Consider the following 20,316-nt stretch of genomic DNA (forward strand, 5'->3'; position numbering starts at 1 on the left):
AGAAAGAGTTTTCCTTTGGAGAAGAAAGTTGTTTATATTGCAGGGTTGGGCTTGATTGGTGCTTCACTTGCGCTAGGCATTAAGAGAGCCCACCCAAACGTGACTGTTCTTGGGTACAATCGTAGTGAAGCCTCTCGAACCATCGCCCTTGAAAGAGGAATGGTGGATCAAGTGACGGATGATTTCGCAGCCTTTGCCCCTTTAGCAGATATCATTATTTTGGCCCTTCCCATCAAGCAAACCAAGTCTTACTTAGAAACCTTAGCTAGCTTGCATTTGAAAGACCGGGTACTGGTGACAGATGCAGGCTCTACCAAGGCAGAAATTGTCGCACAAGCTGAAAAAGTGTTTACAGACAAGGCCGTACGATTTGTGGGAGGACACCCCATGGCTGGTAGTCATAAGACAGGTGCCGCAGCAGCAGATGCAACCTTATTTGAAAATGCCTATTATATTTTTACTCCTTCCAGCTTGACGACAGGAGGTGCCATGGAAGAGTTGAAAGAGCTTCTGAGTGGATTGGGATCTCGATTTATTGAAATCGATGCCGAGGAACACGATCGGGTGACTTCCCAGATCAGCCATTTTCCTCATATTTTAGCCTCGACTCTGGTCGAGCAGGCTGTAGCTTATGGGGAAGAGCATGAAATGACCCGCCGTTTTGCGGCTGGTGGCTTTCGGGATATGACACGGATCGCGGAAAGTGAGCCAGGTATGTGGACTTCTATTCTCTTGTCCAACCCTCAAGCGATATTGGAGCGGATTGCAGATTTCAAAGAGCGATTGGATCAGGTAGCTGAGACCATTCAAGCAGATAACGAGAAGGCTATTTGGTCCTTTTTCCATGAAGGGCGGAAGCACCGAAAAGAAATGCAGATCCATCAGCGTGCTGGACGCGATAGTGCCTATGATCTCTTTATTGATGTTCCAGATAAAGAAGGTGTAATCCTTGAAATCTTACAACTCCTACAAGGGATTTCCTTGGTTAATATTCACATCAATGAAGAGAATCGTGAAGATATCCACGGGATTTTGCAGATGACCTTTAAAAATGCAGAGGATCAGGAGCGAGCTCAAACATTGATCAGCCAGGCGACGTCTTATACTGTCCTTGCTCGCTAGGTCTAAAGAAGGATTTGCGTCAAAATACCTGCTTCATTTTAGGAATATTGAAGGAAAAGCAGTATAATAGAAGTATCTTATCAGTAAAGGAGCCTAGAAAATGGCAAATATTTATGATGTAGCAAACGAACTCTCTCGGACCCTGCGAGACCTTCCTGAATATAAGGCTGTCGTAGAAAGCAAGCAAGCGATCGAAGCAAATCCAGAAGCGAAAACGCTGTTTGACGAATACGTCGCTTTCCAAAATCAACTGCAAGGCTTGATGCAATCCGGTCAACTTCCAACAGAAGCTGTGCAACAAGAAATGAAGGACTATATGGAAAAAATCCAAGCAAGTCCGATTGTGAATGAATTTTTCACTAAACAACAGCAATTGTCTATTTATCTTGCAGATCTTGAAAAGATCATCTTTGAGCCGATTCAAGATTTATACAAGTAGAAATTTCTACCAGAGTTGTCATTTCGACTCTGGTATTTTCGTTCGCCACTAGAGGAAAACAAGCTCAAAAAATGCTTGGAAACATTCGTTTTTTGTTCCAAATTTTTGATCAAAAATTGAATTCATGTCCTATTTATGATAGAATATGTGGAAAAGCACTCTGGAGATGGCAATGAAATTAAGAACCAATAGCAAGGGTCTAAAGGGAACCATTCGTGTCCCTGGTGACAAATCCATCAGTCACCGATCCATTATTTTTGGAAGTCTTGCAAAGGGCGAAACCAAGGTCTATGATATCTTGCAAGGCGAAGATGTGCTTTCTACCATCCAGGTGTTTCGAGATTTAGGAGTCTCCATCCAAGATGACGGGGATGTGATTCGGATTCAAGGAGTAGGCTTTCAAGGTCTTCTAGCCCCGACATCTCCCCTTGATATGGGCAATTCAGGAACTTCTATTCGTTTGATCTCAGGTGTACTAGCAGGTCAGGATTTTGCAGTGACCATGGTCGGAGACGACAGTCTTTCCAAACGGCCCATGGATCGTGTCGCGATCCCACTGCGTCAGATGGGAGTTGAGATTGCTGGTCAGGGAGATCGCGATTGCCCACCTTTACATGAAAAAGGGACCCATCAGCTTCAACCCATTCATTACCGTTTGCCAGTGGCATCGGCTCAAGTCAAGTCTGCTCTCATTTTTGCCGCTCTACAAGCTGAAGGTGAATCGACGATTATCGAGAAGGAAAAGACGCGTGACCATACGGAGGATATGATTCGCCAATTTGGTGGAGAGATCCAAGTGGATGGAAAAACCATCCGCATCCAAGGTGGACAAGAGTTCCAAGGTCAAGAAGTCATCGTTCCTGGAGATATTTCCAGTGCAGCCTTTTGGTTAGTGGCTGGCCTCATTCTGCCAGAGAGTATGATTAAGATTGAAAATGTTGGTATCAACCAAACTCGGACAGGGATTCTCGATGTGATTCAAGAAATGGGGGGAGATCTCACCATTGAGGATCACGATGAAAAAGCGGTCTCTGCAAGTCTCACTGTCAAGACTTCGTCCTTAAAAGGTATTCGGATTGATGGGGAGTTGATTCCACGCTTGATTGATGAATTGCCGATTATTGCTTTACTAGCGACACAAGCAACTGGTCAGACCGTGATTGCGGATGCTGAGGAGCTTCGTGTGAAAGAAACGGACCGCATCCAGGTCGTAGCAGATAGCCTCAATGCCATGGGAGCCACTGTCGTGCCAACGGAAGACGGCATGATCATCACTGGACCGACACCCCTACATGGAGCAGACTTAGAGACCTTTGGAGATCACCGGATTGGGATGATGGCTGCCATTGCTGCCTTATTAGTGAGTGAAGGAAATGTGATGCTGGATCGGGCAGAGGCCATTAACACCAGTTACCCTAGTTTTTTTGAAGATTTGGAGACCTTACTGCATGGCTAAAATTTTACTTGGTTTTATGGGAACAGGTAAAACGACCGTTGGTCGCATTCTTGATCCAAAATTCCATGATATGGATGAATTAATTGTTGAAGAAATCGGCATGTCGATCAATGACTATTTCGCAGTGGAAGGAGAAGCTGCCTTTCGTCGTCGCGAGGCTGAAATGTTAGAGCGTTTATTGGAAAATGAAGCGGCCATCATTTCTCCTGGAGGCGGGATTGTCGTCAACCCTCATAACCGTGCACTCTTGGAAAAAAATCCTCACAACATATATCTGCGGGTAGATTTTGAAACCTTGTACAGTCGCATTCAAAATGACAAAGCCATGCAACGTCCCCTCTTTTTAAACAACACCAAAGAAGAATTTAAGAAGATTTTTGATGGACGTTTGCCTTTGTATGAGGATATTGCTACCCATATTGTGGATGTTGAGGACAAAACACCTGAAGAAATTGCGGAGATCATTCGATGCTTGTAGGCTATCTTGGTCCCAAGGGATCTTTTACCCATGATGTGGCCACTCATAGCTTTCCAACTTCTGAACGCATCGCCTATCGAACGATCACAGATGTCATCAAGGCTTATGAGAATCAAGAGATCGATTTTGCGGTTGTCCCAGTTGAAAACTCTATTGAAGGCAGTGTCCATGAGACCCTTGATTACCTCTTTCACCAAGGGACCATCCAGGCCGTTGCAGAAGTGGTCTATCCCATCAAACAACAGCTCTTGGTAGCTAAAAAAGATCGGCCCATTCGAACGGTCTATTCGCATCCACAGGCCTTGGCCCAAGGGAAGGCTTTTCTAAGAGCCCATTATCCGGATGTGGCCATGGAAATGACGGCTTCAACAGCCTATGCAGCTCGCTATGTAGCAGAACATCCAGACTTGGAAATTGCAGCTATTGCCCCTCTGGCAGCAGCTAGTGAGTATGGCTTGGAAGTCCAGGCCAAAGACATCCAAGAAATCGAGGACAATTATACACGTTTTTGGATTTTAGGGGCAACAGAGCCAGCGGTCTCAGAAACTTTAAGTCCGACCCTTCAAAAAGTTAGCTTGGCCTTGACCTTGCCAAGTAACCTAGCAGGAGCCCTTTATAAGGGTTTGTCCACCTTTGCTTGGCGGGGGATCAATTTGACCAAGATTGAAAGTCGCCCCCTAAAAACAGCTTTAGGAGAATACTTTTTCATTATTGACCTCCTAAACGAAGCGCCTGATCTTTTGCAGTTTGCCTATCAGGAATTAGACAGTTTGGGCATTCAGACAAAAGTCTTAGGTCAGTATCAGGTCTATACCTTAAAAGATAACGGAATGGAGAAAAGATGAGTAACGAATCCAACTTTCTATCTCACCATGAGCGAAAGCGATTAGAGTACTTATACTCAAATTTTCATTATTTGAATGAACGAGAACAACTAGAATACAATTATTTGCTCAAAAAAAGTCAAGGAGTTTATGAGGAAACAGAACCCCTTCAACAGCCTGAAGTAGCTGCTACTGAAGAAGTGCAAGGGGAGATTGCTGAACCGATTGGTGACCTTCCTGTTTACCAATCACGTAGCAAAAAAACAAAGAAAAAAGCAGTTGCTGCGACGAGCGATCTACCTAAGAAACCACGGAAAAAGATCCGCGTCAAGCGGATCCTCAAGTGGATAGCTCTCTTTTTCTTGCTCATTATCGGTGGCATGGTCATTATGTTTGTGAAAGGCCTCAACAGTAAACCAGCTGGTAAGGATGCCAAGCCTGCAGTCGTCGAGAAATTTAACGGCAAGAAGTCGCGAGATGGGGTCAATATCCTGATCTTGGGGACAGATGGTCGGATCGGTGAGAAATCAGATGAGACTCGGACAGACTCCATCATGGTGGTCAATGTCAATAACAAAGAAGGAAAGATCAAGATGGTCAGCTTCATGCGAGATACATTGGTCCATATCGATGGTGTCAGCCAGCAAAATATTCCTGAATACGATGGCTACTATGACCAGAAGCTCAATACTGCCTTCACCATCGGGGAGCAAAATAACAACCAAGGGGCTGAATTGGTGCGTCAGATGCTCAAAGATAACTTTGACATTGACATCCAATATTACGCCATGGTCGATTTCAAGACCTTTGCGACAGCGATCGATACCCTCTTCCCGAATGGGGTCGAGATGAATGCGCAGTTTTCAACAGTTGATGGCGAAAAGGTCAGTGAAGTAGAAGTACCAGATGATTTGAACATGAAAGACGGTGTCGTTCCGCAACAAACCATCAAGGTTGGAAAGCAACGGATGGATGGCCGGACTCTTCTCAATTACTCGCGTTTCCGTAAGGATGATGAAGGGGACTTTGGCCGGACCCGTCGCCAGCAAGAGGTCATGTCTGCTATCATGCATCAGATCAAGGATCCAACCAAACTCTTTACGGGATCAGAAGCCCTTGGGAAAGTCTTTGCTATGACGTCTACCAATGTACCTTTCTCCTTCCTATTGACCAATGGACTTGGCCTAGTCGGTAGTGCTGGAAAAGGAATTGAACGAGTAACCATCCCAGAAAATGGGGATTGGGTCGATGCCTACGATATGTATGGTGGCCAAGGCTTGCTCGTCGATTTCGATGCTTATAAAAAGAAATTGTACCAAATGGGACTGAGATGATATAATAAGGGGATAGGAGTTTTGGACTCCACCCCTTTTAATTTGTAGAAAGATAGAACACCATGTTAAAGAAAAATGAAATTGTAACCGTTGAGATTGTCGATTTGACCCACGAAGGAGCAGGAGTGGCTAAGGTCGATGGCCTGGTCTTTTTTGTGGAGAATGCCCTGCCAGGAGAAGTCATCCGCATGCGCGTGCTTAAAGTCAACAAAAAGATTGGCTACGGAAAAGTAGAGGAGTACCTAGAAAAATCCCCTCATCGTAATGAAGAGCTTGATCTTGCCTATTTACGAAGCGGAATCGCCGACTTAGGGCACCTGGCTTATCCCGAGCAACTGAAATTCAAGGCCAAGCAGGTCAAGGATAGCCTCTACAAGATGGCGGGAATCTCTGATTTCGGAGTCCCCCTGACCTTGGGGATGGACCATCCTGTCCAATACCGCAACAAAGCCCAAGTTCCTGTTCGTCGTGTTAATGGTGTTCTAGAGACTGGTTTCTTCCGTAAGAATTCTCATGATCTTATGCCGCTTGAAGATTTTTATATTCAAGATCCAGTGATAGACCAAGTTATTCTTGCTTTACGAGATTTACTTCGTCGTTATGACTTAAAACCCTATGATGAGAAGGAACAGTCTGGTCTGATTCGTAACCTTGTTGTACGTCGTGGCCATCATTCAGGTCAGATTATGGTTATTTTGGTGACAACTCGTCCTAAAATTTTCCGAGTTGAACAGTTGATTGAACAAGTCATCAAGCAGTTCCCAAAAATCATATCAGTAATGCAAAATATCAATGACCAAAATACCAATGCGATTTTCGGGAAAGAATGGCGTACTCTCTACGGTCAAGACTATATTACCGACCAAATGTTGGGCAATGATTTCCAAATCTCTGGACCAGCCTTTTACCAGGTCAATACCGAAATGGCAGAGAAGCTCTATCAAACAGCCATTGACTTTGCGGACTTAAAAGAAGATGATGTGGTGATCGATGCCTATTCAGGAATCGGAACTATTGGCTTATCAGTCGCTAAACATGTCAAGGAAGTCTACGGAGTGGAAGTTATCCCAGAAGCAGTAGAAAATAGCCAGAAGAACGCAGAATTGAACGGTATCACCAATGCCCACTATGTCTGTGACACAGCTGAAAATGCCATGAAGAATTGGCTCAAGGAAGGCATCCAACCAACTGCCATCCTGGTCGACCCACCACGCAAGGGCTTGACCGAAAGCTTTATCAAAGCAAGCGCTCAAACAGGAGCTGCCCGCATCGCCTATATCTCCTGTAACGTCGCCACCATGGCGCGTGATATCAAACTCTATCAAGAGTTGGGCTACGAATTAAAGAAAGTCCAGCCGGTGGATTTGTTTCCACAAACGCATCACGTTGAGTGTGTAAGTTTGTTAGTGAAACGTAGTTAATCCTCAAAAGGTTTCCCAAACCTTTTGAGTCCACAGACGCATCACGTGGAGTGTGTTGCTCTGCTCGTAAAAACCTAGAAACCTTTGAACGCAAGGGAGTTTGAAAAGCCTTGATTGCAAGGCTTTTTGTATTGGCGTGGGGAAGTATCAGAGTGAGAAAATTTTTGGAATGAATAGAAGTGATAGCTAGAAATTATCAGTTTCTATTTCCATTTACCCTGTGGGTACGTGTTTGTTTCCATTGACAAGGAGTTTATGGGAATAGAAACGTCCCCACCTTACATATCTCCAGAATGGACGATTGAAATTGAGACAATTTAATAGAGATAAGCTCTTGTTATGTTTCTTTTAAGTCAATAAACTAACAATACTCAAAGTATGCTCAAAAATATGATATAATCTAGAACATAAGGCAATACTGTTTTAAAGTATTTTCTCTTAACCATGTCTCGTTAGACAAATCTGATTCGTCTGGTTTTCTAATAGATTTTAATGCTGACTTGGTTTTATAGCCATTATGCTCTCCATTATTTTAGTGTAGAACACTTTGGTTATTAGTTTTTTGTTACATTGTAAGCAAATCAATAGAGATAGAAAAAGGGATTATATGTTTAGTTATGAGGTTGTAGCAAGTTTTAACGACTTAGAAAATGCTATTTATACAACTATTTTAGAAAATGAAAATATATCCTCTATGACAATCAAGGAATTGGCCCAACTTGCACATGTATCAGTTGGAACCGTACAACGATTTTGCAAGCATCTAGGATTTGATGGATATAGCCATTTTAAGATTGCTTATAAAGAATATTTAAAAAATGAGCAAATTATTTTAAACAATCAAGACAATAATTCTTTGAAGCTATTCATTGATTATACTGAGCAAGATACTTTTTTGCAGCTGATTATGGAGGCTGTGGCAATCTTAAAGAACGTTGAACAGATTGTTTTTGTCGGAATTGGTTCCTCTGGAACTTTAGGTCGATATGGAGCGCGCTATTTTTCAAATATTGGCAAATTTAGTATGTGTATTGAAGATCCTTGGCAACCAGTGCTACAAAACAGTATGGAAAAAACTTGTGTCATTGCCTTATCCGAATCTGGTGAGACTTCTCAAACATTGAAAATTGTACAAAAATTAAAGGAAAAAGGTTGTCCAGTTATTGCCATCACAAATACATTGGAATCAACATTGTCAAGGCTATCTGATTGCTCCATAACCTATCATGTTCCTCAATTATTTTTAAATGGGTTTAATATTACGACGCAGGTACCTGTTATTCTCATTATTGAAATGTTAATGAAACAACTATATACTACAAAAGCATAAGGGTGTCTATGAATTTATTTGATTATCATAAAGCAAAAGGGCTAAATAATAGTGAATTAAGCGTGTATAATTTTATATTGCAACATAGAGATAAAGTTGCTACGATGACTATCAGAGAGCTATCGACATCTATAAATCTATCGACAACAACCATCATTCGTTTTGCGAAAAAGATGGGATTTGATAGCTACAATGATTTAAAATATGCCTTGTCAAGGTCGGAAGATAAGGAAAATAAACATCGTCACTACTTTCCTATTGATATTCCAGCAATACAATTTTTACAGACTAGTGTCCAAGATGAAGCTTTAAAAAAACAACTATCAGAGATAGCAGACTTGATCGTTCAAGCCAAACAAGTTATCTTTTTAGGGGTGGGTACTAGTCTAAGTTTGGCAGAATATGGCTCATATCTTTTTTCTGGAATCGGTATTCTTAGCTTTGCTATTACTAACCCATTTTATTCTCTGAAATTGCATCATTCTAATTTGGAGGATGTTTTGGTTATTGCTCTAAGTGTCAGCGGTGAGACAGAAGAAGTTCTAACTCTGGTACAGGGATTCAAAGAAAGAAATGCTAAGATTGTTAGTCTGACAAATACAGATATTTCCACTTTATCACAGCTATCGGATATAAATTTATCCTACTTTATGCCAGTTGCCTACGCAGATTCCTCGCTACGTTCCACTAATTTGACCACTCAGATTCCAGTTGTCTATTTTTTAGAATCCTTACGTTACCAAGTTTATTTAAAAAAATAGGAGTGAAAACTCTTGTTTTTTTTATGTAACAAATATTGTTCGACTGTACATATATTTTCTATCTCAATATCTATTGTCAGCAGGTACAGTATGTTATAAAATAGACTTGTTCATAGCGCTAGTACAAAATACAGAAAGGATAGGTAAAATGGCAAAAATACCAGAAGGCTTTTTATGGGGTGGGGCAGTTGCTGCTCACCAAATTGAAGGAGGGTATGATAAAGGTGGAAAAGGCATTTCGATAGCCGATGTGATGACGGTTGGAAGTGCTAGCCACTCTCGACAGATTACTGATGGCGTCTTACCTGACGAATATTATCCGAATCATGATGCAATAGATTTTTACAGAACCTATAAGGACGATATACAATTATTCGCTGAGATGGGATTTAAGTGTTTTCGAACTTCGATTGCCTGGACTCGTATCTTCCCAAATGGAGATGAAGAAGAACCTAACGAAGAAGGGTTGAAATTTTATGATGATTTATTTGATCAGCTGCTAGCTCATCAAATTGAACCGGTCATCACACTCAGTCACTTTGAAATGCCCTATCATCTAGTTACTAAGTATGGTGCTTGGCGTAATCGCAAGTTGATTGATTTCTTTGTTCGTTTTGCGGAAGTCGTCATGGAACGATATAAGGACAAAGTTAAGTATTGGATGACCTTTAACGAGATCAATAATCAAGGTGCAATTAATGTTCCTTGGTGCTCATGGACTAATTCTGGTGTCATTTATCAAGAAGATGAAAATCCAGTTGAGGTACTACAGCAGGTTATCCATTATCAGTCAGTGGCTTCTGCAAAAGTTGTTCAATTGGGTCGGAAAATCAATAAAAATTTCAAAATTGGTTGTATGCTGGCAATGGTACCATTTTACCCGAATACATGTGATACAAAAGATATACTTGCTAGCCAGAAGGCAATGGAGCATCGTTTATTTCACTATGGAGATCTTCATGTTTTTGGAGAGCGTCCTTACTATATCGAGGCCTTTTGTCGAAAAAATAATATCAAACTGGATATTTTACCAGAAGATCTAGAAACTCTAAAAGAAGGTTGTGTAGATTATATTGGCTTGAGTTACTATATGAGTGATACAGTGACTGCTACAGCATCTGAGGAAACAGAAGAGCTTTTCAAAGATGTTTATACTAAGAAAAATCCCTATATTGAATCAAGCGATTGGGGTTGGCAGATTGACCCTGAGGGATTACGCTATAGCTTAAATCTTTTATACGATCGCTATCACTGTCCGCTTTTTATAGTTGAAAATGGATTCGGTGCTTATGATAAGGTAGAGCCTGATGGAATCCATGATTCTTACCGCATTGATTACCTCAAACAACACATTGAACAAATGATGTTAGCGATTGAAGAAGATGGCGTAAATGTCATTGGTTATACCCCTTGGGGCTGTATCGATATTGTTAGTGCTGGTACAGGTGAAATGGAGAAGCGTTATGGCTTTATCTATGTCGATAAGAATAATAATGGCGAAGGAACTTTGCAACGAATGAAGAAAGATTCCTTTACATGGTATCAAAAAGTGATTACATCAAATGGAAACGAATTATAAGGAGTAATTAAAATGAATATTGGATTGTTTTGTGCAGCAGGTATGTCAACAAGTATTTTGGTTGAGCGTATGAAAGAAGCGGCTCAGAAAAAAGGGAAAGATGCAACAATTGCAGCTTATTCCATCAGTGAATTGGAACAAAGAGTTGGAGATATTGATGTGGCTCTATTAGGCCCACAGGTTGGTTTCCAACTTGAAAAAGCAAAAGAAATTTGTGCTTCTCACAATGTTCCTGTAGAAGTGATTGCAATGGCTGATTATGGCACTGTAAACGGTATGGCAGTTCTTAAACAAGCTTACATGATGAAAAAATAAGGAGAAGATGATGAAGGATAAACTAATTAAAAAGTTTGTTGATCGGATGATGGCCTTTGTCAATACCAAAGGTGTAACAGCGATAAAAGATGGTATTGTTTTCTCTATGCCATTGTTGATTGTTGGCTCCATCTTTCTTATCTTGGCCAATTTTCCAGTTCCAGCTCTAGCAACGATGTTAGAAACTAGTGGTATTACCCCTGTTCTCAATCAAGCAATTGGTGCGACCTTTAATATCAGTGCGATTGTAACAGTCATTGGGATTGCGTATACCTATGCTAAGCTAGAAAAACAGGAGCCGCTTGGGGCAGGTGTCATTGCCTTAGCAGTTTTCTTGCTAATCCAGCCCTCCAGTTTGATTTCTAAAAATGGGGATGTAGTTGGTAACATTATTCTGAAGGATTGGACTTCCGGGAAAGGGATGATTGGTGCCATTATCGTTGGTTTGATTGTAGGAGCAAGCTATTCTTGGTTTTTGAAGAAAAATATCAAAATCAAAATGCCAGATGGCGTACCAACTGGTGTAGCCAACGCATTTTCAGCCTTGATTCCTGCTACTGTTATCATCACAGCGGCAACGATCTTTGTCGGACTTGTTGAACAATTGTTTAAGGTCACAACGATTGAAGTGATTTATAATCTTATTCAAACACCAATGCAAGGCTTGACTGACTCATTGTTTGGTGCGGTGCTTATGTGTTTCCTTGTACCATTCTTATGGATGTTTGGGGTGCACGGCTCAACTGTAGTTGGTGGCATCATGAGTGGCTTGCTACAGGCGAATGCTTTGGAAAACCAAGCCATTTTAGATAAGGGCCTTGAATTAAATCTAGCCAATGGTGGTCATATTGTGACGATTCAATTTTTTGATCAATTTATCAATGTTACAGGTGCCGGGATTACGATTGGTTTGGTAGTTTACATGGTTGCATTTGCAAAATCAAAACAACTAAAAATTCTTGGACGTCTTGAAATGGTTCCAGCCATCTTTAATATCAATGAGCCGGTGCTCTTTGGTTTGCCGATTGTAATGAATCCAGTTTTAGCAATTCCCTTTATATTAACGCCTATTTTATCTTGTATCATCCAGTATTCAGCGATTTATTTTGGACTGACACCTATGTATGGTGCCGTTCAAGTTCCGTGGACTTGTCCTCCAATTATTTCAGGATTTATCATCGGTGGTTGGAAAACAGCCTTGTTGCAAACACTTATTTTGGTTATGTCTTTCTTTGTTTATTATCCGTTTATTAAACAGATGGATAAACAAGCTTTACAAGCTGAAATACAAGAAACAAGCGATTTAGAAGACGAAGATTGGTAAGAGAGGCATTAAAATGGACGAAAAAGTACTCGAAGTGTGTTTTCAAATTATCACCTATGTAGGAACAGCAAAATCTATGTACATCGATGCTATTCAATTGGCTAAGCAGGGTGAATTTGAGCAGGCTAAAGATAGAATTAAACAAGGCGAAGAAGCATTTGTACAGGGACACAATGCTCACCACTCACTTTTGACAAAAGAAATGAATGGGGAATTAAACCAAACAGGTCTAATTCTGATGCACGCTGAGGATCAGTTATTGAGTGCAGAAGGTTTTCGAACGATTGCTGAGGAATTTATAGCAGTCTATAAACGCTTTGAGGAAGGTAAATAGAGCAAGTTATGAAAGTAAAAATTAAGCAATGTTAATTACCTATTCAGACAGTCTTGGAAAAAATCTGAAAGACTTGAAGCAGGTCTTAGAAGGCCCTTTGAAAGATGTGGTCGGTGGTGTCCACATTCTTCCCTTCTTTCCATCGTCAGGCGACCGCGGGTTTGCACCCGTGGACTATACCAAGGTTGATGAGGGTTTTGGAGATTGGAGCGATATTGAGGCACTCAGTCAAGACTACTATCTCATGTTTGATTTCATGATTAACCATATCTCAGCCAAGTCGCCTTATTTCCTTGATTTCCTAGAAAAGAAAGATGATCCGCCCATGCGACAAGGTGAAACCGAAGGTCGAGAAGGTATCATGGGGTATAGGTCTCATAGAATGAGGAGGGAAACAGACGAAACGATACGGTAACAGAGAACTGCATAGTGTGGTGATGCCTTTTACCGACTGATATAGGATTGTAGAGATGGTAAACTGGATAGGATTTTGGTCAAGTTGAGTAGTTATTTTGACAGGAATATCATGTGCCAATTTCTCGACAACATCACAATCTCAGGAAGTGGGCAGATTCCTGTAACTTTCCTTGAAGGAAGAGAAGTTGACTTGTAGGAAACTGCAATCGAAAGGTTGCAGTTTTTTGTGTTGTTTCGTGGTATAATATGCTAAAACGATAAACGGTAAGATTGGTTACTAGCTGTAGGAGTTATATTATGGGTAAGTGGACTTGTCAATGCGGATATCCAATGAATGACCATGCTGCTCCAGACCCGAATGCTTTTTCGGTATTCTCGGATGAGTTATGGGAAGAGATAACGGATACCGCAGATGAAAATAATAAGATTGATTATTATGATATTACTGATGCTTCGTACTATGCTTGGCAATGTCCAAATTGTCATAGCTTGATGGTATTCGGTGAGGATGAGAATCCAAATCGTTATACTTTCTATAAGTGGATAGATTTAGATAGTGAAGAGAAGGGGATAACTGATCAAGAAACTGATTCAAACTCATCAGATGTAGTTTATAGAGTTGCATTAGTCACTTTCTCAGAGTTTGGCGAGGAGTACACCTATATTTGTGAGGATGAATCAATCAGGGAAGACCATTTTGTGGTTGTTCCTGTTGGAATCAACAACGTTGAGAAGGTTGCTCATGTTGTGAAGGTATATCAGGCTACGCAAAAAGATATCTCATATCCAATTGACAAGTTAAAGCGTGTGATTAAGCGTTATTCTGATTTTGATAAAGAGAAAGCAAAGGGGATTGCAGCTGAATTATTAAGGTCAGGTCGATGTTTGCAAATAGATGATTTTTCTAAATCAGTAGTAGCAGACGAATATTTTGATATTTTGCACAATAAACTTGGATACTGGTGGTTGGAACTGAATGGCGTTCCCATTCCAATGAAGGTTATCCTATTGTATACCAATTATGAAAAGTATCACGTTGACTGCGCTATACATATCAAACCTTACAATATGCACTATAGTACTTTCCAATCGTTAAAGTTATGTACCGACTTTGAGATTGACGCTTCCCGCTGGGTTGATGTCATTTCTGATGAATATGTTTGGGGAAATTCCTGGGAACTTGATGGTACCCAGTTTGGGATAACCTGTCAGGAATCATCAGAGGAGGATGAAGTGACACTTGGCAAATACAGTCGTGTCCCATATTATAACGACTGGCATCCAGATTGGAGCGATAGATACGGTTTTAATGTAGCTTGGAAACCACATGAATCTGATGAAGACTTGTCGGTAGGTTTTTACATTTCTTAAAGTGATAAAATCGTTCAATCATATAATAACAAAGCCAGACTAGTCACTTTTCGTTCTATAATATAGAAGTTTGCTATCACGACACGTTGAGTGCGTGAGCTTGTTGGTAAAAGCCTAGATAGAAAGCTTGGTATGAATCAATAATGAAAAGCCTTGATTGTAAGGCTTTATTTGTGTTTTTGTGATAGAATATAGGTAGTTATACTCGACAGCAACTAAGAAGCAGTAAAAATATTATTCATAAAAGAATTAAGATAAGGGCAATAAAATGACAGAAATTGACAAAAAGAATTTAAAAAATTATCTTTATTGTACATTTGGAATTACTTATATAGCTTGGGGTATTCTTGCCATCTTTACGCAATCTCATATTTTTGGATTAGAAACGATTATAGGAAGAATATTACATATAGTAGGTGCACTTGGTCCAGCTATTGCAAGTGGCTTTTATTTGAAAAGGAATAATATAAAATTTAAACATTTTTTATTTAGTAAGAAAGAAAATAGTAGTATTTACTTCATTATTCATTTGTTAGCAATTTTGATACTATTTTCTGTATCTTCCTTGGAATTAAATGGAGTATCAATTTATCTGATGCCATTATTCTTTATACAACTAATTTTTTTTGGTGGTGGACATGAAGAATTAGGATGGAGAGGAATATTACAACCATTACTTGATAAAAAATATACTTATTGGCAATCTAATTTGATTGTCGGTTCAATCTGGGGAATTTGGCATCTGCCTTTATGGTTTATAGTTGGAGAAAGTCATCAAGGATTTCCTTTTATTTTATTTTTTATATATACATTATTTTTAAGTTTTGTTTTAGGACTTCTTTACCGTCAAACGAAATCTGTGGGGTACTGTCTATTATTTCATGCGTTTGCAAATTTGTTAAATCTCTATTTTGTGTTAAAAATTAATGTTATTTTTATTATCATTTTTATTGGTTATTTGATTTATACGATATTGGCTAGTAATAGAATTAGTAAGGAAAAGAGTTTGTATCCAAAATAGCTGGATATACTCTAGAAAATGAAGATGATTTTGTTCAAGGGAATAAAGTAGAAATAACGAACATTTAGATGAAAGGTTTAGAGTATACATGAGTCTCTTATTTGAAGAATTTAAAACCATTTGTTTCCATTTAAATCGAGTCGGAATTACACCGACACTGATGGGTTCTTTGGGATTGGAGTTTAGAACGAAAGAAAATTGGGTGCCGTCTGACATTGACATTCATGTGCCTGGTGACCCTAGAGGTTGGGAAGCGCCTGATCATATCAGAATTTATGACTGGGACAAGATAATGAAAGAGATGAAAGACTTAGGCTACGTCTTAATAGATATTCATGAGCATGAATTCCAAAAGGATCGAGTGACTGTTGAATTTGGAAGTATCGATTCCTTACTTGATTTTGCAGGAGTTTCGGAATCGGATATAGAGCTTATTCACATTGAAGGCATCACTTTTCGTCTTCCAAGTCTGGAGCAGTATCTAAGTATTTACAAAGCCTCTTCTCAAGACTCCTATCGAAATGAACAAAATAACAATAAGGATTTTAAAAAGATCGAGTGGCTGGAAAAACATTTGTAAATTATCATATGAAAAGTAGTAAGTTGTAAGACTGGCTGCTATGTTATTTTTATTGGTTATTTAATTTGTACTATATTGGCTAGTAATAGAATTAGTAAAGAAAAGCAGGTGGAAAAATTGTAAAAGAGCCACAGGAACTTTTCTGGGGTGGATATCACGCATATTTTTCGGATTTAGATGGATATTATTGGGGAGTTTCTTGGGGCCCCAATTTCCAATTTGATGAAAATGGACTATTGAAATTTTAGTAATTAAGGGAGATAGCAAAAATGGCTTCAAGTAAAGAATATTTAAATTTCATTTTAGAACAATTGTCCGATTTGGAAGAAATAACATATGGATCAATGATGGGTGAATATATTGTTTATTATCGCGGAAAAATTGTGGGTGGAATTTATGATGATAGATTTTTAGTGAAGCCTGTTAACTCTGCAATAGCATATATGCCAAATGCAAAGTACGAGTTACCATATGATGGAGCAAAGGAAATGCTGTTGGTAGATGATGTTGACAACAAAGATTTTTTAACTGGCTTATTCAATTCAATGTATGATGAATTACCTGCACCCAAATCAAAGAAAAAGGAATAATAAAATCTCAGTTTATCTAGGTAATACCATTTAACGATAACCTTATGCTATCGTTAAAAAGTATGTGAATATGTTCTCGATGACTGCGCATGTCGAGTGTATAAGTTTGTTAATAAAACGCAGTTAAACATCTCGCTTTGACATTTCAAGCTGAGAGGCTTCAAAGCTCCACTGGAGCTTTGAACTCCCCAAACCTTTTGAGTTCTAAGAGAAATACCTGTTTGGATGGAGTGATACTTTGGTTTGGATCTGGGCTGTGATATAGATGTCATGACCAGAAATAATGAAATAGAGGAGTAAAATTGATGGAGCAAAATAAGCTCAAAGCAATTATGTTTGCCTTTCTGGCAGCTGTTTTTTATGCCATAAATGTACCGATATCAAAGGTTCTTTTGCAGCATGTGGGCCCGACTACAATGGCAGCATTGCTGTATCTCGGTGCCGGGATTGGTATTGGGATGATGTCACTTTTTAATAAGAAGGATAGAGAGAAAGCTGAGAGCCTGACAAAAGCAGATCTTCCCTATATTGTCGGAATGATTGTTCTCGATATTGCTGCACCGATTTTTCTGATGCTTGGAATCAGCTATGGTTCCTCAGCTAATGCCTCGCTTCTCGGGAATTTTGAAATTGTGGCGACGACGGTCATTGCACTGATTCTCTTTAAAGAAGCTGTAACCAAAAGATTATGGCTAGCCATTGGGCTAATCACCCTGTCAAGCATCTTGCTGTCGTTTGAAGGAACAGACAGCTTTCATTTCTCTTATGGTTCTTTGCTGGTGATCATGGCTACCGTTTGCTGGGGACTTGAAAATAACTGCACTAGAGAACTATCATCAAAGAGCACTTATCAAATTGTGATGCTAAAAGGCCTATGCTCTGGTCTTGGAGCCCTGGTCATTGCCCTTGTAAAAAAAGAGTCCTTTCCAGGATTTGGCTTTATCGCCATTGCCTTGGCTTTAGGTTTTGTAGCCTACGGACTCAGCATTTTCATGTATGTGAGAGCCCAGAATGTTCTCGGAGCAGCTAAAACTAGTGCCTATTATGCTGTCAATCCCTTGATCGGGGCTCTCCTTGCTTTTGTATTTTTAAGTGAATCCTTATCCTGGATGTATGTGATCGCCTTGATCGTGATGGTCATTGGTTCTGCTTTAGTGGTAGTCGATACGTTTATTCGCCAACATGACCATGAACACCAGCATACATTCACGCATAGCCATGGCGGAAGTACCCACACGCATACGGTAAGGCATTCGCATGTCCACAAGCATTATCTAACAGAAGAGAAGCACAGACATCGTCATTCTATCGAGGAGCTAGAGTGTCTAGCAGAGGAAAAAGATAGGTAAAAGCAAATAGAAGATAGGCTATTACGAGAGGCTGATATGAAATCAGAATGAGCTGCCTTTGTTCTGAAATTCGGTAGATGCGAAGAGTTTCTGAGAGCTATCGGTAAAACTTGTATGGACAGATTAAAAGTTGGAGTACCATCTTTGCCTCGTTTTTGAGAAAGGACAAAGAAAAAATGCAAGCACAAATTTTTTTGATGGGTGGAAATCCGCCGATAAAGAACCATACGATTGTTAATAAAATTGTGTCATCAAGGAAGATCGAAAGAATTGTCATTTTTACAGTTTATCGAGAAAATTGGCAACCGTATATGAAAAAGTACACGGAAGTTTTCCAAAGCCTTTTTTCTAACCTAAACACTGATTACTTACTCTTGGACATTGAGCAGATTAATTTTGGTAGCTATCTAGATGCTGATGTCATCATCATCGGTGGTGGAAATACGGAAAAGTATTTAGCTACTTACGTCAATCAGCAGTTCAAAAATTATATCGATCGTATGCTGAATAAAGGGGCGAAAGTTATAGGATTTTCAGCAGGAGCCCTTTTATTAGGAGAAAAAGTCTATGTCTCACCTAATGATAATTTAGATCATCAGATAAAGATAAAAAATGGATTAGGACTCTTTGGTCAGTTTTTAATTAGTGTCCATTATGATTCATGGAATGATAATACTAATAAGGATAGAGCTGAAGAACTCGTTAATGTTTCCATAATTCCACTAAATGATCATTCCTGTCTTGTATTAGATAAACTTGGAAATATCATAGAGAAAATTGACTAGTTTTCATTATCTAAATCTTGATCTAGGTAACTAAAGTGTAGACAAACTGGATGGGTTACTAGTGAAAACTGCAAGAAGTGTTGGAAAGTGAATCGGAGAGTGCGTGATGAATTTTAGTAGTAAGATAACCATAAATAAAGGCTGGTCAGATGATAAAAAATATTGTGTGACAGATCAAAATCAGCAAAAATATTTCTTGCGTGTTTCTGATAAGGAGAAGTTAGATTCTAAAAAATTTGAATTTGATATGATGGAGAAAGTGGCTTCTCTTGGAATTCCGATGTGTAAGCCAATTAGCATAGAACTCTGCGATGACGAAGTACATTCTTTACACGAATGGATAGACGGGAAAGATGCTCGAGAAACCATTTTAACTGTTTCGAAAGAACAACAATATACTTATGGAGTAGAAGCAGGAAGTATACTTCGAAAAATTCATTCACTTCCTGTTACAGAAGTTCGTGAAGATTGGGAGGTCTTTTATAATCGAAAAATTGATGACAAAATCTCCAAATACAAAGAATGTCCCGTTCAATATGAAAATGGTCAGATCTTTATTGATTTTTTAAATGCAAATCGAGAATTGTTAAAAGATAGACCTCAGGTTTTCCAACATGGAGATTATCATATAGGAAATTTCATGATTGGTGTAGATCGTAAAATTTATGTCATTGACTTTGATCGATTTGATCTTGGGGATCCTTGGGAGGAATTCAATCGTATTGTATGGTCTGCTCAAGTCTCTTCCTCTTTTGCGTCTGGTATGATAGATGGATATTTTGATCATAAGGTTCCGGATTTATTTTGGAAGCTTCTCGCTATCTATATTCTAAATAACATAGTTGGTGCTCTTCCATGGTCTGTTCCTTACGGAGTTGAAGAAATATCAGTAATGCAAAATCAAGCTAAGGAAATTTTAGAATGGTATGATGATATGAAGCAAATCATTCCTAGTTGGTATTTGATTGAGAAAAAAGCTGAATAATAAAAGAGTTGATTAAAGAAGAATTTGGTAGTTGGGACGTTAAAAGTAAAGAGACTCAACAAGTTTACAAGTTAGCAAGTAAATTTTTTAAGTGACAATTATCAGCTATAAAGTTGAAAAATGGTAACTATAAAATAGTTTCATTCTACATTTTAATTTTAAACAACAACTCAGTTACTTTCGTTCTTTAATATAGGAGTATACTAGCACCACATGTTGAGGCGGTAAGTTTGCTAGTCAAGGAGTAAAACGACGAAGATTAGCATTTACTTCCGCCCATGCGATAGCTGTCCGTGATTGACAAGTGCTAGCACGCAGACAGAACGGAGATAGCGAACCGCTGAGTGTGTCGCTCTGCTCGTAAAAGCTTAGAAACCTTTGAACGAAAGGGATAATGAAAGCCTTGATTGCAAGGCTTTTTGCTTTATGGTGGGTAAGTATCAGAGTGAGAAAATTTTTGGAATGAGTAGAAGTGATAGCTAGAAATTATCAGTTTCTATT

At 39.3% G+C, this 20,316-nt stretch carries 20 protein-coding genes and 2 pseudogenes; all 22 read left to right on the top strand.

What is annotated here, in order from left to right; translation table 11 throughout:
• Window positions 1–15: 15 nt before the first annotated feature.
• The 22 genes and pseudogenes from HMPREF2893_RS01925 to HMPREF2893_RS02025 all read left to right on the top strand — a co-directional run bounded on the left by HMPREF2893_RS01925 (window position 16) and on the right by HMPREF2893_RS02025 (window position 19,815).
• Entirely contained in the window at window positions 16–1,122 is a 1,107-nt protein-coding gene (locus HMPREF2893_RS01925; protein WP_070673933.1) for a prephenate dehydrogenase, read from the top strand.
• 100 nt (window positions 1,123–1,222) lie between these two features.
• A complete protein-coding gene (locus tag HMPREF2893_RS01930; RefSeq protein WP_003014453.1) occupies window positions 1,223–1,561 on the top strand; it encodes a YlbF/YmcA family competence regulator in 339 nt (112 codons plus the stop codon).
• Between the two features lie 172 nt (window positions 1,562–1,733).
• A complete protein-coding gene (aroA, locus tag HMPREF2893_RS01935) occupies window positions 1,734–3,017 on the top strand; it encodes a 3-phosphoshikimate 1-carboxyvinyltransferase (protein WP_070673934.1) in 1,284 nt (427 codons plus the stop codon).
• The gene (locus HMPREF2893_RS01940) at window positions 3,010–3,495 is read left to right on the top strand and encodes a shikimate kinase (protein WP_070673935.1); all 486 of its coding nucleotides are present in this window, start codon (window positions 3,010–3,012) and stop codon (window positions 3,493–3,495) included. The genes aroA and HMPREF2893_RS01940 overlap by 8 nt, the downstream gene beginning before the upstream one ends.
• Window positions 3,486–4,340, top strand: coding sequence for a prephenate dehydratase (gene pheA, locus HMPREF2893_RS01945; RefSeq protein WP_003006788.1), 855 nt, complete (start codon window positions 3,486–3,488; stop codon window positions 4,338–4,340). Before HMPREF2893_RS01940 ends, pheA begins: the two co-directional genes overlap by 10 nt.
• A complete protein-coding gene (locus HMPREF2893_RS01950) occupies window positions 4,337–5,653 on the top strand; it encodes an LCP family protein (protein ID WP_070673936.1) in 1,317 nt (438 codons plus the stop codon). The genes pheA and HMPREF2893_RS01950 overlap by 4 nt, the downstream gene beginning before the upstream one ends.
• Window positions 5,654–5,715: 62 nt before the next feature.
• Window positions 5,716–7,074 (top strand): 23S rRNA (uracil(1939)-C(5))-methyltransferase RlmD, encoded by a 1,359-nt coding sequence (gene rlmD / locus HMPREF2893_RS01955; protein WP_061590950.1) that lies wholly within the window; start codon window positions 5,716–5,718, stop codon window positions 7,072–7,074.
• A gap of 607 nt (window positions 7,075–7,681) precedes the next feature.
• Complete coding sequence (locus HMPREF2893_RS01960) at window positions 7,682–8,404, top strand: MurR/RpiR family transcriptional regulator (RefSeq protein ID WP_003014472.1); 723 nt, start codon at window positions 7,682–7,684, stop codon at window positions 8,402–8,404.
• Between the two features lie 8 nt (window positions 8,405–8,412).
• Window positions 8,413–9,165 (top strand): MurR/RpiR family transcriptional regulator, encoded by a 753-nt coding sequence (locus HMPREF2893_RS01965; RefSeq protein ID WP_003014478.1) that lies wholly within the window; start codon window positions 8,413–8,415, stop codon window positions 9,163–9,165.
• Between the two features lie 148 nt (window positions 9,166–9,313).
• Entirely contained in the window at window positions 9,314–10,744 is a 1,431-nt protein-coding gene (locus tag HMPREF2893_RS01970) for a 6-phospho-beta-glucosidase (protein ID WP_003003486.1), read from the top strand.
• A gap of 12 nt (window positions 10,745–10,756) precedes the next feature.
• Entirely contained in the window at window positions 10,757–11,059 is a 303-nt protein-coding gene (locus HMPREF2893_RS01975) for a PTS sugar transporter subunit IIB (RefSeq protein ID WP_003003699.1), read from the top strand.
• A 10-nt stretch (window positions 11,060–11,069) separates the two neighbouring features.
• A complete protein-coding gene (locus HMPREF2893_RS01980; protein ID WP_003003586.1) occupies window positions 11,070–12,383 on the top strand; it encodes a PTS sugar transporter subunit IIC in 1,314 nt (437 codons plus the stop codon).
• Between the two features lie 13 nt (window positions 12,384–12,396).
• Window positions 12,397–12,717: a PTS sugar transporter subunit IIA gene (locus tag HMPREF2893_RS01985; protein ID WP_003003528.1), complete on the top strand. Its 321-nt coding sequence runs from the start codon at window positions 12,397–12,399 to the stop codon at window positions 12,715–12,717.
• A gap of 28 nt (window positions 12,718–12,745) precedes the next feature.
• A pseudogene (locus HMPREF2893_RS01990) lies at window positions 12,746–13,036 on the top strand (alpha-amylase family glycosyl hydrolase); the annotation flags it as partial.
• 395 nt (window positions 13,037–13,431) lie between these two features.
• Window positions 13,432–14,505 (top strand): hypothetical protein, encoded by a 1,074-nt coding sequence (locus HMPREF2893_RS01995; RefSeq protein WP_070673937.1) that lies wholly within the window; start codon window positions 13,432–13,434, stop codon window positions 14,503–14,505.
• A gap of 268 nt (window positions 14,506–14,773) precedes the next feature.
• Window positions 14,774–15,526 (top strand): CPBP family intramembrane glutamic endopeptidase, encoded by a 753-nt coding sequence (locus HMPREF2893_RS02000; RefSeq protein ID WP_070673938.1) that lies wholly within the window; start codon window positions 14,774–14,776, stop codon window positions 15,524–15,526.
• A gap of 88 nt (window positions 15,527–15,614) precedes the next feature.
• The gene (locus tag HMPREF2893_RS02005; RefSeq protein WP_070673939.1) at window positions 15,615–16,106 is read left to right on the top strand and encodes a nucleotidyltransferase; all 492 of its coding nucleotides are present in this window, start codon (window positions 15,615–15,617) and stop codon (window positions 16,104–16,106) included.
• A 98-nt stretch (window positions 16,107–16,204) separates the two neighbouring features.
• Window positions 16,205–16,354, top strand: a pseudogene (locus tag HMPREF2893_RS10480) (glyoxalase); the annotation flags it as partial.
• Window positions 16,355–16,375: 21 nt separating this feature from the next.
• Window positions 16,376–16,696: a TfoX/Sxy family protein gene (locus HMPREF2893_RS02010; protein WP_070673940.1), complete on the top strand. Its 321-nt coding sequence runs from the start codon at window positions 16,376–16,378 to the stop codon at window positions 16,694–16,696.
• Between the two features lie 305 nt (window positions 16,697–17,001).
• Window positions 17,002–18,045 (top strand): DMT family transporter, encoded by a 1,044-nt coding sequence (locus HMPREF2893_RS02015; RefSeq protein ID WP_070673941.1) that lies wholly within the window; start codon window positions 17,002–17,004, stop codon window positions 18,043–18,045.
• 176 nt (window positions 18,046–18,221) lie between these two features.
• Window positions 18,222–18,830: a Type 1 glutamine amidotransferase-like domain-containing protein gene (locus tag HMPREF2893_RS02020; RefSeq protein ID WP_070673992.1), complete on the top strand. Its 609-nt coding sequence runs from the start codon at window positions 18,222–18,224 to the stop codon at window positions 18,828–18,830.
• 106 nt (window positions 18,831–18,936) lie between these two features.
• The gene (locus tag HMPREF2893_RS02025; protein WP_070673942.1) at window positions 18,937–19,815 is read left to right on the top strand and encodes an aminoglycoside phosphotransferase family protein; all 879 of its coding nucleotides are present in this window, start codon (window positions 18,937–18,939) and stop codon (window positions 19,813–19,815) included.
• Window positions 19,816–20,316 lie beyond the last annotated feature (501 nt).

The organism is Streptococcus sp. HMSC072C09 (genome assembly GCF_001813105.1).
Taxonomy (GTDB): domain Bacteria; phylum Bacillota; class Bacilli; order Lactobacillales; family Streptococcaceae; genus Streptococcus.

Coding starts and splice junctions, on each gene's coding strand:
- HMPREF2893_RS01950 (WP_070673936.1), top strand. CDS start 4,337: ATGAGTAACGAATCCAACTTTCTATCTCACCATGAGCGAAAGCGATTA.
- HMPREF2893_RS02020 (WP_070673992.1), top strand. CDS start 18,222: ATGCAAGCACAAATTTTTTTGATGGGTGGAAATCCGCCGATAAAGAAC.
- HMPREF2893_RS02025 (WP_070673942.1), top strand. CDS start 18,937: ATGAATTTTAGTAGTAAGATAACCATAAATAAAGGCTGGTCAGATGAT.
- HMPREF2893_RS01930 (WP_003014453.1), top strand. CDS start 1,223: ATGGCAAATATTTATGATGTAGCAAACGAACTCTCTCGGACCCTGCGA.
- HMPREF2893_RS02015 (WP_070673941.1), top strand. CDS start 17,002: ATGGAGCAAAATAAGCTCAAAGCAATTATGTTTGCCTTTCTGGCAGCT.
- HMPREF2893_RS01965 (WP_003014478.1), top strand. CDS start 8,413: ATGAATTTATTTGATTATCATAAAGCAAAAGGGCTAAATAATAGTGAA.
- HMPREF2893_RS02010 (WP_070673940.1), top strand. CDS start 16,376: ATGGCTTCAAGTAAAGAATATTTAAATTTCATTTTAGAACAATTGTCC.
- pheA (WP_003006788.1), top strand. CDS start 3,486: ATGCTTGTAGGCTATCTTGGTCCCAAGGGATCTTTTACCCATGATGTG.
- HMPREF2893_RS01940 (WP_070673935.1), top strand. CDS start 3,010: ATGGCTAAAATTTTACTTGGTTTTATGGGAACAGGTAAAACGACCGTT.
- HMPREF2893_RS02000 (WP_070673938.1), top strand. CDS start 14,774: ATGACAGAAATTGACAAAAAGAATTTAAAAAATTATCTTTATTGTACA.
- HMPREF2893_RS01980 (WP_003003586.1), top strand. CDS start 11,070: ATGAAGGATAAACTAATTAAAAAGTTTGTTGATCGGATGATGGCCTTT.
- HMPREF2893_RS01970 (WP_003003486.1), top strand. CDS start 9,314: ATGGCAAAAATACCAGAAGGCTTTTTATGGGGTGGGGCAGTTGCTGCT.
- HMPREF2893_RS01975 (WP_003003699.1), top strand. CDS start 10,757: ATGAATATTGGATTGTTTTGTGCAGCAGGTATGTCAACAAGTATTTTG.
- HMPREF2893_RS01960 (WP_003014472.1), top strand. CDS start 7,682: ATGTTTAGTTATGAGGTTGTAGCAAGTTTTAACGACTTAGAAAATGCT.
- HMPREF2893_RS02005 (WP_070673939.1), top strand. CDS start 15,615: ATGAGTCTCTTATTTGAAGAATTTAAAACCATTTGTTTCCATTTAAAT.
- HMPREF2893_RS01985 (WP_003003528.1), top strand. CDS start 12,397: ATGGACGAAAAAGTACTCGAAGTGTGTTTTCAAATTATCACCTATGTA.
- HMPREF2893_RS01995 (WP_070673937.1), top strand. CDS start 13,432: ATGGGTAAGTGGACTTGTCAATGCGGATATCCAATGAATGACCATGCT.
- rlmD (WP_061590950.1), top strand. CDS start 5,716: ATGTTAAAGAAAAATGAAATTGTAACCGTTGAGATTGTCGATTTGACC.
- aroA (WP_070673934.1), top strand. CDS start 1,734: ATGAAATTAAGAACCAATAGCAAGGGTCTAAAGGGAACCATTCGTGTC.